The sequence below is a fragment of the Glycomyces sp. NPDC046736 genome, from assembly GCF_040645615.1.
Lineage (GTDB): Bacteria > Actinomycetota > Actinomycetes > Mycobacteriales > Micromonosporaceae > Glycomyces.
The window spans coordinates 66,829-82,146 of record NZ_JBEYYO010000005.1 but is presented as its reverse complement, the minus strand read 5'-3'; the positions used below and the strand labels follow the sequence as shown (position 1 = coordinate 82,146).

Sequence of the window (15,318 nt, the reverse complement as noted above, 5' to 3'; positions counted from 1 at the left end):
CGCACTACCGCCAGAGCGCCAGCGGGTTGTCCAGGTGCCCGGAGTAGATGAGGCTCTCCTCCTGGTTCTCGATGTCGACCATCTGCTGGTTGTTCTTGAGCTGCAACCGGTTCAGGCACGAGAGCGCGAACGTGTCCTCGAACAGCGGGAACCGCGCGAACTCGCCGGCGAGCTCGGGGTGCGCCGCCTGGTAGTCCTTGAGCGCCTCGGCCGTGACCCGCCAGAACGCGTCCTCGGCGAGCGTGCCCTCGGCGTCCAGGATCCCGGCCAGGAACCGCAGGAAGCAGTCCACGACGTCGACCTGGATCGCCAGCGCCCGCACCTCGTCGGGCACGGCCCCCTGGATGCGCCGCACCGCCTCAGGGACCTCCAGGGAGGTGTCCAAGAGGCCGCACTCCTCGCCGATGTCCTTGAGGAACACCCGCTCGACCGCGCCGTCCTTGAGGACCAGGATCACGTTCTCGCCGTGGGGCATGAACGCGAGCCCGTAGCGGTACAGGCAGTGCGCCAGCGGCACCAGGTACGCGTCGAGGTACCTTCGCAGCCACACCTCCGGATCGAGCTTCGAGCGCCTGATCAGCGCGGAGGCGAACGCGCGCCCTTCGGCGTCGACGTGGAGCAGCGAGGCCATCGTGGCGGCCTTCTCGCCGGGGCCGAGCTTCGGGTCGGGGCTCTCGCGCCACAGCGCGGCGAGCATCTTGCGGTACGGGGAGCCCTTCGGCGCGCCGGTCGTGTACGACGGGTGCCGGTAGCCCACCGCGGCCCGCTCGCGCAGGACCGTGACGCCGTGCCGCTTGAGCGTGGGGTCGCCGTGGACGAGGTCGGCCACCCAGTCGCTGATCGCGGGCGTGACCTCCATGTACTCAGTGGACAGTCCGCGCATGAAGCCCATGTTGAGCACCGACAAAGCGGTCTTGACGTAGTCCGCGGCCGGGTTCGAGCGGTTGTAGAACGTGCGGATCGACTGCTGCGCCTGGAACTCGTGGTGGCCCTCGCCCAGCGGCACGAGCCGCCCGGCCGCGATCTCGGGCGCGAACGTGACGGCGATCTTGTTGCGCCACTGCCACGGGTGCACCGGGATAAGGTACACGTCCTCGTACGTCAGGCCCCGGTCGGTGAGGATCGACTTGAAGTACTCGCGCGAGTCGGGGTCCAACTGCGAGTCCAGGAGCCAGTCGAAGTCGAGTTCGGGGGAGGAGGCGAACATCGCGTGCTCCCGCTTGGCCGCCAGCCACATCAGGCGCACGCCCGCGCCCGCTTCGGGCGCGTAGGCCCGGTGGTCCTCGGCGGTGAAGCCCAGGCGCCCCGACCCGGCCACGAAGCACGGGTGCCCGGCGGTCATCGCGGCCTCGATGGCCTGGAAGCCCGCGTCGACGAGCTCGGCGGCGGTCGGCTGGGGTTCGCCGAGCTGGTAGGCCCCGCGGTTGACCGTGGCGGCGACCTCTTCGAGGTACACCGGCAGCACCGTCTCGCTCAGGCCCAGTTCGCCGCGGAAGGCCAGGAAGAACGCGGCCGCGTCGATCGCCAGCGCCTCGCCGTCCTCACCGGTGCGCTCGATCGAGGCCGGGTCGACCAGCCAGTGGTCGAGGCGGTAGCGCCGCGCGGCGAACCGGTACCGTTCGCCCTTGGCGCGCAACGTATACGAGTCGCCCTGCTTGACCGGGACGAGCAGCCGCTCGTGCGCGAACTCGCCGATGGCCTTGGCCAGCAGGTTCCTCGCGGCCCGTTCCCACAGGCCGGGGGTCAGATGGTCGATGGCGCTCACGCGGGCACCCCTTTCGCGGCGGACCGCTCGAAGTCGATGCGGGTGCAGAAGCTCAGCGTCGCCCGCTTGTCCTTGAGGCGCACGGCCTTCTCGGGCCGGAACCCCACGTACTCGTTGAGGCGCAGGATCGCCTCGTTGCTCTCGTCGGGCTCGACCACGACCCGTTTGGCGCCGAACCCGTCGAACAGCAGGTGCATCACGGCGGTCATGACGCCCCTGGTGAAACCGGCGATCGGCGTGTCGGAGGGGGCGGTGAGCACGTGCATGCCCACGTCGCCCGCGGCCGGGGCGTAGACGCCGGCCAGTTCGGAGTGCGCCGGGTCGTAGACCTCGACGAGGAACCGGGCCCGGTAGTGGTAGAGCCCCATGTACGCGAAGTGGTGCGGGTTCATCTCGATGGCCTCGTGCTCGGCGAGCACGTCGGCCACCGAGGCGTCCTGCATCATCCAGTAGCGGGCCTTGGGGTGGGTGACCCACTCGTGCAGCAGCGGCGAGTCGGTGGGCGGGTCGACCGGGCGCAGCCCGAAGTCGCCGAGGCTCTCGTGCAGGTGGTAGAAGGACTTGGGGGCCTTCATGATCGCGGTGCTCATGCCAGTGGTGCTCCGAACTCCTGGTTGCCGATGCGGGTTTCCACGGGGTAGACCTCCCGGCCGGTCATCGACCGGATGATCCAGGAGTTGCGGTGGGCGGCCATGCCGAGGTCGGGGGCGGTGAAGCCGTGCGTGGCGAGTTCGGCGTTCTGCACGAAAATCTCGGCCCCGCCAGCGGTGTCGACACTGTAGTCGCGCCGGGCTTGGAGGCGGCCGGTCGCGTCGAGCCTGAGTCGGTCCCTCACGGGCTCAAGGAAGTCCGGCACCCGGTAGCCGTACCCGGTGGCCAGCACGAGCCCTTCGGTGCGCAGCTCGAAGTCCCGGTCCTGCTCGTGCTGCCTCAGCCCCAACCGGATCGACGTGCCGTCCGTGGCCGCTTTCTCCACAGTGGTGTTGGTGAGCAGCCGCGTCTTCACTTCTCCCGAAGTGAACCGCAGTTCGTACAAGAGGTCGTAGATCTCGTTGATGAGCTCGGCGTTGATGCCCTTGTACAGGCTCTTGTGTGCGGCGTTGAGCTCGTCGCGCTTGGGCGCGGGCAGGCCGTGGAAGTAGTCCACGTACTCCGGGCTGGTCATCTCCAAGGTCAGCTTCGTGTATTCGAGCGGGAAGAACCGCGGCGAGCGCGTCACCCAGTGCAGCTCGTATCCTTCGCCGATGCCGCCGAGCAGGTCCCGGTAGATCTCGGCGGCGCTCTGGCCGCTGCCGACGACCGTGATCGAGTCGCACTGCCGCAACCGCTCGCGGTGCTCCAGATAGGACGACGCGTGGCAGACCGTCTCGGCGTCGAGGTCCCGGCACGCGGGCGGCACCCACGGCGGGGTCCCGGTGCCGAGCACGATCCGCCGGGCCCGGTCGACCCGAGTCCCTTCCGGCCCATCGGAGGTGACCGCGTACACCCCGTCCTGGAAGTCCACACTGGTCACCGTGCGCTCGAAGTGCAGGCCCGGCAGCCGGGCCGCGGCCCAGCGCAGGTAGTCCTGGAACTCGGCGCGCAGTTGGAAGAACGACTCGCGGATGTAGAACGGGTAGATCCGCCCCTGGTCCTTGAGGTAGTTCAGGAACGTGAACTCCGAGGTCGGATCGGCGAGCGTGGCCAGGTCGGCCATGAACGGCACCTGCATCGTGGTGCCCTCGATGAGCATCCCCGGGTGCCAATCCACGTTCGCCTTGCGCTCCAGGAAGATCCCGTCGAGATCCTCGACCGGCGCGGTGAGCGCCGCGAGCCCGAGGTTGAACGGCCCCAGGCCGATCCCGATGAAGTCGTGTACGTCCTTCAGCGGCACGGTCACGATTCCTCCCTGGCGGTCTTGCCGTGGCGCGCGAGCGCTTCGAGCACCCGCACGATGTCGCCGAGCGCGGTCTCGGGGTTGAGCAGCGTGAGCTTCAGGGCGATCCGGCCCTCGACCCTGGTGGCCGCCACCATGCCCTCCCCGGAGGCGGCGAGCGCCTCGCGGGCCTTGCGGTGCCCCTCGTCGTCGGCCCCGGCGAGCCGGAACAGCACGGTGGACAGTTGCGAAGGCGGCGCGGCGACCTCGAACCGCGGGTCCGAGGCGATCCAGTCCCAGGCCCGGTCGGCCAGATCGCACACCCGGTCGAACATCGACCCGATCGCGTCAGGACCCAAGGTGCGCAACGTGAGCCACAGCTTCAATGCGTCGAAGCGCCGCGTGGTCTGGAGGCTCTTGTCGACCTGGTTCGGCACGGCCCCCTCGGCCGGGTTGAGGTAGTCGGCGTGGTGCGTCACGTGCCGCAGCGCGGCCCGGTCGCGCACCAGCAGCGCCGAGGAGCTCACCGGCTGGAAGAACGCCTTGTGGTAGTCCACCGTGACCGAGTCGGCCCGCTCGATGCCCTTGAGCAGGCCCCGGTGCTCGGCCGAGACGAGCAGCCCGCACCCGTACGCGGCGTCCACGTGGAGCCAGACCCCGTGCGCGGCGGCGATCTCGCCGATCGGCCCCAGTGGGTCGACCGACCCGAAGTCGGTGGTCCCGGCCGTGGCCACCACCGCCGCCGGGATGAGCCCCTGCTCGCGGCAGGTCTCCAGGGCCGCGTCGAGCGCGGCCGGGTGCATCCGGAACCAGTCGTCGGCGGGCACGGTGATCACCGCGTCCTCGCCGAGGCCGAGCAGCCGCGCGGCCTTGACGACGCTGAAGTGGCTGTGCGGCGAGGCGAACACCCGCAGGCGGGGGAGCACCTCGACCCCGCGAAGCGGCACGTCCCCCTCGTGCTTGAGCAGCGCCCGCTCCACGGCCTCGTCGCGGGCCAAGAGCAGCGCTTGCAGGTTCGACTGCGTGCCACCGGAGGTGAACACCCCGTCGGCGTCCGGGCCGAGCCCGATCCGCTCGGCCGTCCACTCCACGAGGCGGCGCTCGATGAGCGTCCCGCCCGCACTCTGGTCCCACGTGTCCACCGAGGTGTTCACCGCGGCCAGCACGGCCTCGGCCGCCACCGCGGGCAGCGCCACCGGGCAGTTGAGGTGCGCGAGGTAGCGCGGGTGGTGGAACCACACCGCGTCGTCCAAGTACAGCTCGCCGACCTCGTCGAACGCGGCTTCGAACGACCGCAGTGGACGGTCGAGGTCGACCGCGGCCACGGCCGGTGCCAGGTCGGCGGGGGCCGGGCCGGTCCAGGGCCGCTCGACGGCGGCGAACCGCTCGGAGAGGCGGCCCGCGACGTCGGCGATGAGGCCGCGATAGGCGGCGGCCGTGTCGCGGCCGAGCAGGGCGCTCGGCGCGGGTTGCGTGGGCGGCGCGGAAGCGGGACGGATGTCGGCGCTGGTCAGCACGGAGGGTCCTTTCGCGGAGGGACGGCCGCCCGAGGCGGCGAACGTGTAGGTTAGCCTAACCTAAGTCATCGAATGGCAGAAGGGCTCGTCCCGAATGGTGATGTTCTCCACGGTTTCCGGCCCCCGCATCCCTTGATCGGCTTTTGCCATGGAATGCAGGCGAATTCGCGCATCGTCCCTCCATAAGGGACTATCAGAGGGCTCGCTGCGGCCCGTCGTCCGCGCTCGCATCGGCGCGGGAAAGTCGAAGTTGCGGCGGCGCCCGGGGGGAGCCACCGCCGCGTCCATATCGTGCAGCACCGCGGCGCCGGTGTCTGTCGCCAATCCGACAACACGGCGGCGGAACGTGTGCGAAGCCTCACCCAGTGCACGTGCTGCATTGCGGCGCAAAAGGAACGGCGGCGGGCATCTCGCCCGCCGCCGTTCCCTCGAACGGGTTACTTCGCCTCGGCGATCCAGCCTTCGACGACCTCGGTCATCGTGGCGAGCGGGATCGAGCCGCTGGAGAGGATGCGGTCGTGGAAGTGCCGCAGGTCGAACCCGGCCCCGAGCGCTGCTTCGGCGCGGGCCCGCAGGCCGTCGATGTGCTTGCGGCCCACCATGTACGCGAGCGCCTGGCCCGGCCACGCGATGTACCGGTCGACCTCGTTGACGATGTTGACCTCAGCGAGCGCGGTGTTCTCCAGCATGAACGCGATCGCGCGGTCCCGCGACCACCCGAAGGCGTGCATCCCCGAGTCGACCACGAGGCGGCAGGCCCGCCAGGCGTCGAACGAGACCATTCCCAGCCGCGCGAGATCGCCGCTGTAGAGCCCGATCTCGTCGCACAACCGCTCGGTGTACAGGCCCCAGCCCTCGCCGAAGGCCGTGACGTACGAGAACCGCCTGAACTGCGGCAGGTCGGCCAGGGTCTGGCCCAGCGCGAACTGCAAGTGGTGGCCCGGGACGCTCTCGTGGAACGCCAGTGCCTCGTACTCGTATCGCGAACGGCTCTGCGGCGCATACGTGTTGACCCAGTGGGTGCCCGGCCGCGACCCGTCGGCGGCGGGCACGGAGTAGTACGCGAGGGTCGAGCTCTTGGCGGCGGCCTCGGGGATGACCTCGATCGAGCAGGGCGCGATGTCGTAGTCGAGGAACGCGGCCGGGAGCGCGGCTTCGGCGCGGGCGAGCGCTTCGGTGACGTCGGTGAGGATCTCCTCGGCGGTGTCGTACCGCAGCGAGAGGTCGCTGCGGAGCCGTTCGATCACTTCGGCCGCGTCCTTCGCGCCCAAGGCCCTCGCCCCGATCTCGGCGAACTCGCCGCGGAGGCGCTCGATGTCGGCGAGGCCGAGTTCGTGGACCTCTCCGGGGCTCAGGTCGGTGGTGGTGAACTGCCTCGAAGCGGCCCGGTAGGCCTCCTCGCCGCCGGGGACGTGGCAGATCCCGACGTGCTCGTCGTCGCGGGCCGCCGGGAGCAGTTCGGTCTCCAGTACCTCGCGCCAGCGCGCGAGCGCGGGCCGGACCTGTCCACTCACTACCCCGCGGGCCTTCGCCTTCCACGCTTCGACGTCCACTTCGGAGGGTTCGGGGGCGGCGAGCACGTCGTGTTCGATGTCGGTGGCGAGGTAGTCGTCGATCTGGTCGATCACGCCTTGGACGCCGCGCCGGGTCTGGTGGCGCCCTTCGGCTCCGGCCTGGCGGTAGCGCTCCAAAAGGGCGTCGAAGTACCCGTCGAGCGCGCCGAGGCGCACGAGGTAGTCCTCGCTGCGCTTGCCGGAGTTGAGGTTCAGGCGCGGCAGCGAGGACAGGATCGAGGTCACCGGCCCGGAGATGGTGTTGCTCAGCGAGGCCTCCGAGACGCGCGACTCGATCACCGCGGACTGGTCGGCCACGAGGCGCGCGAGCATCGAGTAGGTGATCCGGTCCTGCCCTTCGAGCCCGGACGGCTCGATCGCCTCCAGGCCCTCCCGCACCTCGGCGAAGTGCTCCAGGCGCACCCGGTCCCCTTCGCGGCTCGGATCGGGCAGCCGGTCGTCGTACCCGGGGAGCCCGTAGAAACTCGCCGAAGTCGGATTGTCGGCCAAGTGCAGGTCGAAGTGCCGCTGCGCCAGTGCAGCGAGTCGCGGATCGCTCATGTGTTCCCTTCCCAACGAACTGCCCCGACCCTAAACCCCTTCCTAGCCGCCCGGCAAGTGCCCGTCGCGAACCCCGTTGCGAACCGATGGCGCCCATGACAGAGTCGGCCCATGCACGCATCCCCTCGCTCGGTCGCCGAGGCCGTCGCCGCCGAATCCGCCGGTCCCGTCGAGTACCTCTACTTCTGGGGCCACCGCCCCCAATCCGACGGCAGCGTCGGGCGCGGCTGCCTCAGCCAGTGGTGGTCCGGGCGCTTCACCGACGACCGGCACGAGTTCGCCTCGGCGGAGCACTACATGATGGCGCACAAGGCCTGGCTGTTCGGCGACACCGCTACCGCTGACCGCATCCTCGCCGCCGCCGACCCCGCCGCGGCCAAGCGGCTCGGGCGGCAGGTCCGCGACTTCGACCAGGGCCGGTGGGAGGCCGAGCGGTTCGCGATCGTGGTGCGGGGGAACGTGCTCAAGTTCGGCCAGGACCCGGCGCTCTTGCGGTTCCTGCTCGCGACCGGCGGCAAGGTCCTCGTCGAGGCCAGCCCCCGCGACCGGATCTGGGGCATCGGCCTCGGGAAGTCGAATCCCGACGCGGCCTCGGCCCGCACCTGGAAGGGCCTCAACCTCCTCGGGTTCGCCCTGATGGAGGCCCGGGAGCGACTCGCCCCCTGAGACGCGAAAGGCCGGTCGCGAGACCGGCCTTTCGCGTTCTTTGTCTAGACCAGGCCGTTGTCGGACAGCCATTTCGCGGCGATGTCCGGGGTCGACTGCTCTTCTTCGGTACTCAGGACGTTGAGGGCCACCAGGCCCTCGGGGGTCAGGGCGGCGCTGACCGCGTTGATCACCGCGGCGACGTCGTCGGCCACCTCTTCATCGACCAGCGGCACCACGTTGGAGGCCAGGAACAGCGACTCGGGGTCTTCGAGGACCACGAGGTCGTCGGTCTGGATGCGGGGGTCGGCGGTGTAGACGTTCGCGACGTTCACCGTGCCGGCCAGCAGGTCCTCCACGGTGGTGTCACCGGTGGCCGAGAACTCGACCTCGACGCCGTACGTCGATTCGAGCCCGGTGGGGCCGTAAGGCCGTTCGGACAGTTCCGGCGGGCCGCCCAAGGTGATCGGGACGCTCGCGTTCGCGAGGTCGGCGATCGAGGTCAGACCCTCGTCGTCGGCGAACGCGCGCGTCACCGTGTACGAGTCCTGGTCGGTCGCGCTCGACTGGTCGAGCACGGTCAGGCCCTCGGGCAGGGCCTCCTGGAGCGCGGCGTACACGTCCTCGGGCGAGCGGGCCTCGGCCTCGGCGTCGAAGAACTGGAGCAGGTTCCCGGTGTACTCGGGGAACAGGGTGATCGCCCCGCTCTCGAGCTCGGGCATGTAGGCGTCCCGCTGGCCGATGGTGAACTGGCGGTCGACCTCGAAGTCGGCCGCTTCCAGGGCCTGGGCGTAGATCTCGGCGATGATCTCGTTGGAGTAGTACGCCTGGGAGCCGACGACGATCGCGCCGTCGGCGGCGTCCGACGAGCGCTCCTCGCCGAGCGGGTCGTCGGAAGAGCAGCCGGCCATCGCGATCGCGGCGGTGAGGATCGCCGTCGCGGCGATGCCGGTGCGCTTGCCTCGCGCTGTGGACATGGGTGTTCCTCTCTTCGTGGGTGGTTCAGGCGGCGGGTTCGGTTTCCTTTGCGGCCGTGACGTGTTCGCCGCGGCTGGCCCGCACGCCGCGCTGCACGACCGCCTGCTGCGCCAGAGCGAGCAGGCCGTCGAGGACGAGCGCGAGGAGGGCCACCAGGATCGCGCCGCCGAGGACGACCTCGTAGCGGCGCAGGCTCAGGCCGGTGATGATCGGCAGGCCCAGCCCGCCGAGGTTGACGTACGCGGCGATCGTCACCGTGGCCACGACCTGGAGGACCGCCGAGCGCAGGCCCCCGACCAGCAGCGGCAGCCCCAACGGGACCTCGACGCGCCACAGGATCTGCCACTCGGTCATGCCCATCGACCGCGCCGCGTCGATCACGCGCCGGTCGACCGCCTCGAACCCCGCGTAGGCGCCCGCCAGGAGCGAGGGGATCGCCAAGATCACGAACGTCACGATCGCGGCCTCGGGCTTGTGCAGCACCCCGAACAGCAGCACCAGCAGCACGAGCAGCCCGAACGAGGGCAGCGCGCGGGCCGCGCCCGCCACCGCCACGGCGATCTCGCGGCCCTTCCCGGTGTGCCCGATGGCCCACCCGGCCGGGACCGCGATGAGCGCGGCGATCCCCACCGCGACCGCGGTGAAGTACAACTGCTGCCACAGCAATATGTGCAGCGCGTTCGGGCCGGTCCACTGCTCGGACGCGGTGATCCACGCGAAGGCGTCGCCCAGGAGGTTCACGAGGCGGCCTCCGTGGGGGCCGCGGCCCGGCGGGCCGAGACCTTGCTGCGCGCCCACGGCATCAGCAGCCGCCCGGCGATCATGAGCAGCAGGTCGATCACCAAGGCGATGAGGGCCACGGCCACGATCCCGGCGAACACCTCGGCCACGATCCGCCGCTGGAGCCCGTTGGTGAACAGGTACCCCAGATTGGTGACGCCCACCAGGATCCCCACGGTCGCAAGGGAGATCGTGCTGACGGCCGTGACGCGCAGCCCGGCGAGGATCACCGGCCCGGCCAGCGGCAGGTCCACGGCCCAGAACCGCCTGCGGTCGCCGTAGCCGACCGCGGTGGCGGCCCGGCGCACCGCCGGGTCGACCGAGTCGAGCCCGTCGGTCACGGCCCGGACCATGATCGCGATCGCGTAGATCGTCAACGCGATCACCAGGTTCGTCTCGCTCGTGGCCGGATACCCGGCGATCACCGGGAGGATCATGAGCAGCGCCAGCGACGGGATCGTGTACAGCAGCCCTGTCAGCGTGATGACCCACCCGCGCAGGAGCCGGTAGCGCCACGCGACCCACCCCAGCGGCAGCGACAGCACGAACCCGGCCAGGATCGCGATCACGCTCTGCCGCAGGTGGTCGAGCGTGAGCGTCCCGATCAGGTCGAGGTTGTCGGTCACCCAGGTCATGTCAGGCCCCGTCCTCGACGAGCACGCCCTGGGTGCGGCCCTCGGCGTCCACCAGCACCGGCCCGTGCGCGGTCTGCTTGACCCGCAGCGCCCGCTTGCCCTTCTCGGCCCCGATGAACGCGGCCACGAACTCGTCGGCCGGGTTCTCGATGATCTCGCTGGGGCTGCCCACCTGGAGCCGCTGGGCCCCCGCCGCGAGGATCGCGACCTGGTCGCCCAAGAGGAACGCCTCGTCCACGTCGTGCGTGACGAACACGATCGTCTTGTCGAGCTCGCGTTGCAGCCGGATGAGCTCCTGCTGCAACTCGGCCCGCACGATCGGATCGACCGCGCCGAACGGCTCGTCCATGAGCAGGATGTTCGGGTCGGCCGCGAGCCCGCGGGCCACGCCCACGCGCTGCTGCTGGCCGCCCGAGAGCTGGCTGGGATAGCGGTCGGCCATCGAGACTTCGAGGCCCACCACCTCCATGAGTTCGAGCGCGCGGGCCTTCGCCTCGCGGCGGCTGCGTCCATTGAGGCGCGGCACGGTCGCGATGTTCTCGGCGACCGTGAAGTGGGGGAGGAGCCCGGCGTTCTGCATGACGTAGCCGATGCTGCGCCGCAGCTCCACCGCGGCCCGCGAGGCCACGTCCTCGCCGTCGATCTCGACCGTGCCCGAGGTCGGCTCGACCATGCGGTTGATCATGCGCAGCAACGTGGTCTTGCCGCAACCGGACGAGCCCACGAACACAGTGGTCCGTCGCGAAGGGATCACCAGGTCGAACCCGTCGACGGCGGTCGTGCCGTCGCCGAAGCGCTTGGTGACGTCGCGGAACTCGATCATCGGATTCCTCCGGGCGCACGGAAAGTCCGGTACCCGGGCCGCCGTCCGCACCTCGTCCTGACCGACCGGGGGCGCTCGCGATCGGGTTCGCGCGCCTCCGTGACCTTACCCGATTCACACCCGCCGCAAACGATCTCCAATACACCGAAAACCGCTCGCGTGCGACTCGCCGCGCCGAAGGGGCGATCCCGGTATCGTTCACGGCGAAACCAGGGCGAGAGGAGCGGACATGGCCGAGCAAGTGGACGTCGTGGTGGTGGGCATGGGCCCCGGAGGCGAGGCCGCCGCGGGCGAACTGGCCCGGGCCGGACTCGACGTGATCGGCGTCGAGAGCCGCCTCGTGGGCGGCGAATGCCCTTACTACGGCTGCATTCCCTCCAAGATGGCCGTCCGCGCCGCGGACGCGCTGGCCGAGGCCCGCCGCGTCCCCGCTCTCGGCGGCACCACCGAGGTCACGCCCGATTTCGCGACCGTGGCCCGGCGCATCCGCGACGAGGCCACCGACGACTGGGACGACCAGGTCGCGGCCGACCGCTTCGAGCAGGCCGGGGGCCGCCTCGTGCGCGGACGCGGGGTCCTCACCGCACCCGGGACCGTCCGCGTCGAAGGCCGCGAGTTCACCGCATCGAAGGCCGTGATCCTCAACACCGGAACCGAACCGGCGGTGCCACCGATCGAGGGCCTCGCCGACACTCCTTTCTGGACCAACCGTGAAGCCGTGGCCGCCACCGAGGCCCCCGCCTCGCTCATCGTGCTCGGCGGCGGCGCGATCGGCCTCGAACTCGCACAGGCGTTCTCGCGCTTCGGTTCTCAGGTGACCGTGGTCGAGGCCGCCGACCGGCTCATGAGTCTCGAAGAGCCCGAGTCGAGCCGCCTCGTGGCCGACGTGCTCGCCGCCGAAGGACTCCAGGTCCACACCGGAGCGTCCGTCGACCGCGTCGCGCACGACGGCGAGAAGTTCACCGTCACCGCCGGAGGCCTTGCGCTGGAAGCCGAACGGCTCCTCGTGGCCACCGGTCGGCGCCCGAACTTCAAAGACCTCGGGCTCGAATCGGTCGGCGTCGACGTTTCGGGGCGCGCCCTGGAGACCGACGCGCATCTGCGAGTGGCCGACGGTCTCTACGCGATCGGCGACATCACCGGCAAGGGCGCGTTCACGCACATGTCGATGTACCAGGCGAGCATCGTCTCGGCTCACGTCCTGGGCCGTGGCGGCCCCGGCGCCGAGTACCACGCCGTCCCGCGTGTCACGTTCACCGATCCCGAGGTCGGCGCGGTCGGCTTGACCGAGCGCCAGGCCCGCGACCAGGGCCTCGATGTCGCCACCGCGGTCTCGGAGATCCCGAGTTCGTCGAGGGGTTGGATCCACAAGGTCGGCAACGAGGGCTTCGTCAAGCTCGTGGCCGACTCGGGGCGCGGCATCCTCGTGGGCGCGACCTCCGCGGGCCCGACCGGCGGTGAGGTCCTCTCGATGCTCACGCTCGCCGTCAGCGAACGCACGCCGATCGAGCGGCTGCGCCGCATGATCTACGCCTACCCGACCTTCCACCGCGCGGTCGAGGACGCCTTGACCCGCCTGCCCTGAGCGAGTGGGCTGGGGCCGGTCACGACTCGTCGGCCTCGGCTCGGCGGCCCTGCCGCCAGGTCTCCATGAGCTGCATCCCGATCAGGTTGATCAGCACGCCCACTCCGGCCAGCAGTCCGGCGCCGGGAATCGCGACGAAGATGAAGCCGCCGTCGCCCCAGATGTCCCCGATCAGGGCCAGGACCACCGTCAGGCCGGCCAGCGCGAACATCCACCCCGAGGCTTTGCCGGCCCGGTTGACGGCTTTCTCGATCTCGTTGTCGAAGTCGTCCATCGGCTCAGCGTAATACGGATCGCGCACGTCGAGGCCCGAACTTGAGTGGTCCACGCGTTAATGACAGTGCTGTCATTCCTCGCGCGTGAACGTCGAGTCGTAGCCGTCCGAGGAGAAGGTGAGCGTGTCCCCGTCGAGGGTCAGCTCCGCGGAGAAGCTCACGTCCTGGTCGCCGACGTCCTCCTTCGAGCCCTCGTCGGGGGTGAAGTCGATCGTGAACGCCGAGTCCGACGCGGGCACGGCGGTGCCCTCCCAGTAGTTCACCACGGTGCCCTCGCTGGTGTACTTCGCGTAGCCGGAGGCCTCGACGGTGAGCGTCGCGGACGCGGGCGGCTCGGCGTCCAGCCGCCACACCCCGGCCAGGTCGCCCACGCCCTCAGGGGTGGTCTCCTCCTCGGGCGTGGATTCGGCGGCCGAGGTGCTCTCGGCTGCCGAGGTGGGGGTCTCGTCCTCGGGGGCGGCGTCGGTGCAGGCGGTGAGCGCGACGGCGGCGGCCATGCCCGCGGCCGCGAGGATGATCCGTGCGGGGCGTTGGAGCGAAGTCATGCCCGGATCGTAGTGAAGCGCGGCAAGCGTTCCCGGCCGTGCGCTCACCTGGGGTGATCTGCCCGGCCGCCTAGGTCCTGCGGGACGTTCCCGCTTCGAGCACCGCCATCGCCGCGTTGTGGCCCGGGATGCCGCTCACTCCGCCGCCTCGCGCGGCCCCCGCGCCGCACAGCAGCACGTTCACGTGCGCGGTCTCGACGCCCCACCGGCCCGGGGCTTCCTCGGTGCGGAACGGCCAGGCCAGGTCCCGGTGGAAGATGTTCCCGCCCGGGAGCCTGAGGTCGGCTTCGAGGTCGACTGGGGTCTTCGCCTCGATGCACGGGTTCCCGTTCCCGTCGGTGGCAAGGCAGTCCGCGAGCGGTTCGTCCAGATAGGAGTCGAGTTGCGCGATCGTGTCCTTCAAGAGCCGTTCCCGCGCTTCGCGGTTCGCGTCCTCGCCGCCCTCGAACAGCCGCGCGGGCGCGTGCAGGCCGAACAGCGTCAGCGTCTGGTATCCCTCCCGCACGAGGTCATCGCCCAGAATGGACGAATCGGAGAGCGTGTGGCAGTAGATCTCCGAGGGCGGGCGCGAAGGCAGCGCCCCCGCTTTCGCTTCTGCGTAAGCGGATTCGAGCTGCTCGAACGTCTCCGACACGTGGAACGTCCCCGCGAACGCCTCCCGCGGATCGACCTCGGCGTCCCGCAACCTCGGCAGCCGCCGGAGCAGCATGTTGACCTTCAACTGCGCGCCTTCGGCCGCTGCTCGCCGCTCCTGGCCGAGCAGGTCCGCCAGCGCCTCCGGTGAGGCGTTGACCAGCACGTGAGCGGCCTCGACCGTTCCCGAACCGCCCCCGGACGCGTAGGTCACCTCCGCGCGGGACCCGTCGGTCGCGATCCGAGTGACCTCATGGCCCGTGAGGATCTCCGCGCCGGCCTTGCGCGCCGCGGCCGCCAGCTCGTCGGTCAAAGCGCCCATGCCGCCCACCGGCACGTCCCAGTCCCCGGTCCCGCCGCCGATCACGTGGTAGAGGAACGTGCAGTTCTGCCGCAGGTCCTCGTCCCAGGCCGAAGCGAACGTCCCGATCAGCGCGTCGGTGAGCACCACCCCGCGCACGAGGTCGTCGGCGAAGGCCTCCTCGATCGTGGCCCCGAGCGGCCGCTCGAAGAACATCGACCACGCCTCGCCCCCGACCCGCTCGCGCAGCTCGCCCTCCGAAGGCAGCGGCTCGGTGAGCGTGGGGAACACCCGCTCGGCCACATGAGCGGCCGCGCCGTAGAACCGCCGCCAGGCCTCGAACTCCGCGTCCGACCCGGTGAGGTGCGCGAACGACTCCCGCGTCCTCCCTTGGTCTCTGGTGACCAGGAGCCCGGTGGCCCGGCCCCCGCGCTCGGTCGGCGTGTATGAGGAAACGCTGCGCTTGGCCACCCGGAACCGCAGCCCCAGGTCCTCGATGATCTTGCGCGGCAACAGGCTCACCAGGTACGAATACCGCGACAGCCGCGCGTCCATCCCCGGGAACGCCGGGGCCGAGATCGCCGCGCCTCCGGTGCGCCCCAACCGCTCAAGGACCAGGACGCGCTTCCCGGCGCGCGCGAGGTACGCCGCCGCGACCAGACCGTTGTGACCGCCGCCGACGATGACGACGTCTCGGGAACTGTGCTCAGACATGCCCCTTCCTAACACGAGCCCCCGAGCAGCGGAACCTCGGCGCGGCCCGCGAAACCTCACGCAGGCACTGGATATTCGGATCAAATACTGGTAAACCATTACCGACCCAGACATTGCCATATCTACCTACCTACAACGCGGCCCCCCGACCGC

14 protein-coding genes are annotated in these 15,318 nt (G+C 70.4%); 2 read left to right on the top strand and 12 right to left on the bottom strand.

What is annotated here, in order from left to right; genetic code table 11:
- Nucleotides 1-4 precede the first annotated feature (4 nt).
- The 5 genes from AB0B28_RS07335 to AB0B28_RS07315 form a co-directional block, all read right to left on the bottom strand.
- Nucleotides 5-1,765, bottom strand: a complete 1,761-nt coding sequence (locus AB0B28_RS07335) for an IucA/IucC family siderophore biosynthesis protein (protein WP_360118008.1) — start codon at nucleotides 1,763-1,765, stop codon at nucleotides 5-7.
- Nucleotides 1,762-2,355 carry a GNAT family N-acetyltransferase gene (locus AB0B28_RS07330; RefSeq protein WP_360118005.1) on the bottom strand — a complete coding sequence of 198 codons (594 nt, stop codon included), beginning with the start codon at nucleotides 2,353-2,355 and terminating at the stop codon, nucleotides 1,762-1,764. The genes AB0B28_RS07335 and AB0B28_RS07330 overlap by 4 nt, the downstream gene beginning before the upstream one ends.
- A complete protein-coding gene (locus AB0B28_RS07325) occupies nucleotides 2,352-3,644 on the bottom strand; it encodes a SidA/IucD/PvdA family monooxygenase (RefSeq protein WP_360118002.1) in 1,293 nt (430 codons plus the stop codon). Before AB0B28_RS07325 ends, AB0B28_RS07330 begins: the two co-directional genes overlap by 4 nt.
- Complete coding sequence (locus AB0B28_RS07320) at nucleotides 3,641-5,074, bottom strand: aspartate aminotransferase family protein (protein ID WP_360118315.1); 1,434 nt, start codon at nucleotides 5,072-5,074, stop codon at nucleotides 3,641-3,643. Before AB0B28_RS07320 ends, AB0B28_RS07325 begins: the two co-directional genes overlap by 4 nt.
- A 500-nt stretch (nucleotides 5,075-5,574) precedes the next feature.
- Entirely contained in the window at nucleotides 5,575-7,251 is a 1,677-nt protein-coding gene (locus AB0B28_RS07315; RefSeq protein WP_360117999.1) for a DUF885 domain-containing protein, read from the bottom strand.
- 111 nt (nucleotides 7,252-7,362) lie between these two features.
- Between AB0B28_RS07315 and AB0B28_RS07310 the strand changes: the two genes are divergently transcribed.
- Nucleotides 7,363-7,917, top strand: a complete 555-nt coding sequence (locus AB0B28_RS07310) for an NADAR family protein (RefSeq protein ID WP_360117996.1) — start codon at nucleotides 7,363-7,365, stop codon at nucleotides 7,915-7,917.
- Nucleotides 7,918-7,961: 44 nt separating this feature from the next.
- Here the strand turns inward: AB0B28_RS07310 and AB0B28_RS07305 are convergent, their stop codons facing one another.
- From AB0B28_RS07305 to AB0B28_RS07290, 4 genes are read right to left on the bottom strand one after another with little or no spacing between them, the layout of a single operon-like run.
- Entirely contained in the window at nucleotides 7,962-8,873 is a 912-nt protein-coding gene (locus AB0B28_RS07305; RefSeq protein ID WP_360117993.1) for an ABC transporter substrate-binding protein, read from the bottom strand.
- A 25-nt stretch (nucleotides 8,874-8,898) separates the two neighbouring features.
- Nucleotides 8,899-9,615, bottom strand: coding sequence for an ABC transporter permease subunit (locus tag AB0B28_RS07300; protein WP_360117990.1), 717 nt, complete (start codon nucleotides 9,613-9,615; stop codon nucleotides 8,899-8,901).
- Nucleotides 9,612-10,289 carry an ABC transporter permease gene (locus AB0B28_RS07295; protein ID WP_360117987.1) on the bottom strand — a complete coding sequence of 226 codons (678 nt, stop codon included), beginning with the start codon at nucleotides 10,287-10,289 and terminating at the stop codon, nucleotides 9,612-9,614. The genes AB0B28_RS07300 and AB0B28_RS07295 overlap by 4 nt, the downstream gene beginning before the upstream one ends.
- 1 nt (nucleotide 10,290) lies before the next feature.
- Nucleotides 10,291-11,112: an ATP-binding cassette domain-containing protein gene (locus AB0B28_RS07290; RefSeq protein ID WP_360117984.1), complete on the bottom strand. Its 822-nt coding sequence runs from the start codon at nucleotides 11,110-11,112 to the stop codon at nucleotides 10,291-10,293.
- 229 nt (nucleotides 11,113-11,341) lie between these two features.
- Between AB0B28_RS07290 and AB0B28_RS07285 the strand changes: the two genes are divergently transcribed.
- Entirely contained in the window at nucleotides 11,342-12,697 is a 1,356-nt protein-coding gene (locus AB0B28_RS07285; RefSeq protein ID WP_360117981.1) for an NAD(P)/FAD-dependent oxidoreductase, read from the top strand.
- 19 nt (nucleotides 12,698-12,716) lie between these two features.
- Here AB0B28_RS07285 and AB0B28_RS07280 read toward each other — a convergent pair whose 3' ends face one another.
- The 3 genes from AB0B28_RS07280 to AB0B28_RS07270 all read right to left on the bottom strand — a co-directional run bounded on the left by AB0B28_RS07280 (nucleotide 12,717) and on the right by AB0B28_RS07270 (nucleotide 15,165).
- The gene (locus tag AB0B28_RS07280) at nucleotides 12,717-12,971 is read right to left on the bottom strand and encodes a hypothetical protein (protein WP_360117978.1); all 255 of its coding nucleotides are present in this window, start codon (nucleotides 12,969-12,971) and stop codon (nucleotides 12,717-12,719) included.
- A gap of 72 nt (nucleotides 12,972-13,043) precedes the next feature.
- A complete protein-coding gene (locus tag AB0B28_RS07275) occupies nucleotides 13,044-13,517 on the bottom strand; it encodes a hypothetical protein (RefSeq protein ID WP_360117976.1) in 474 nt (157 codons plus the stop codon).
- Between the two features lie 70 nt (nucleotides 13,518-13,587).
- Entirely contained in the window at nucleotides 13,588-15,165 is a 1,578-nt protein-coding gene (locus AB0B28_RS07270) for an NAD(P)/FAD-dependent oxidoreductase (protein ID WP_360117973.1), read from the bottom strand.
- Nucleotides 15,166-15,318 lie beyond the last annotated feature (153 nt).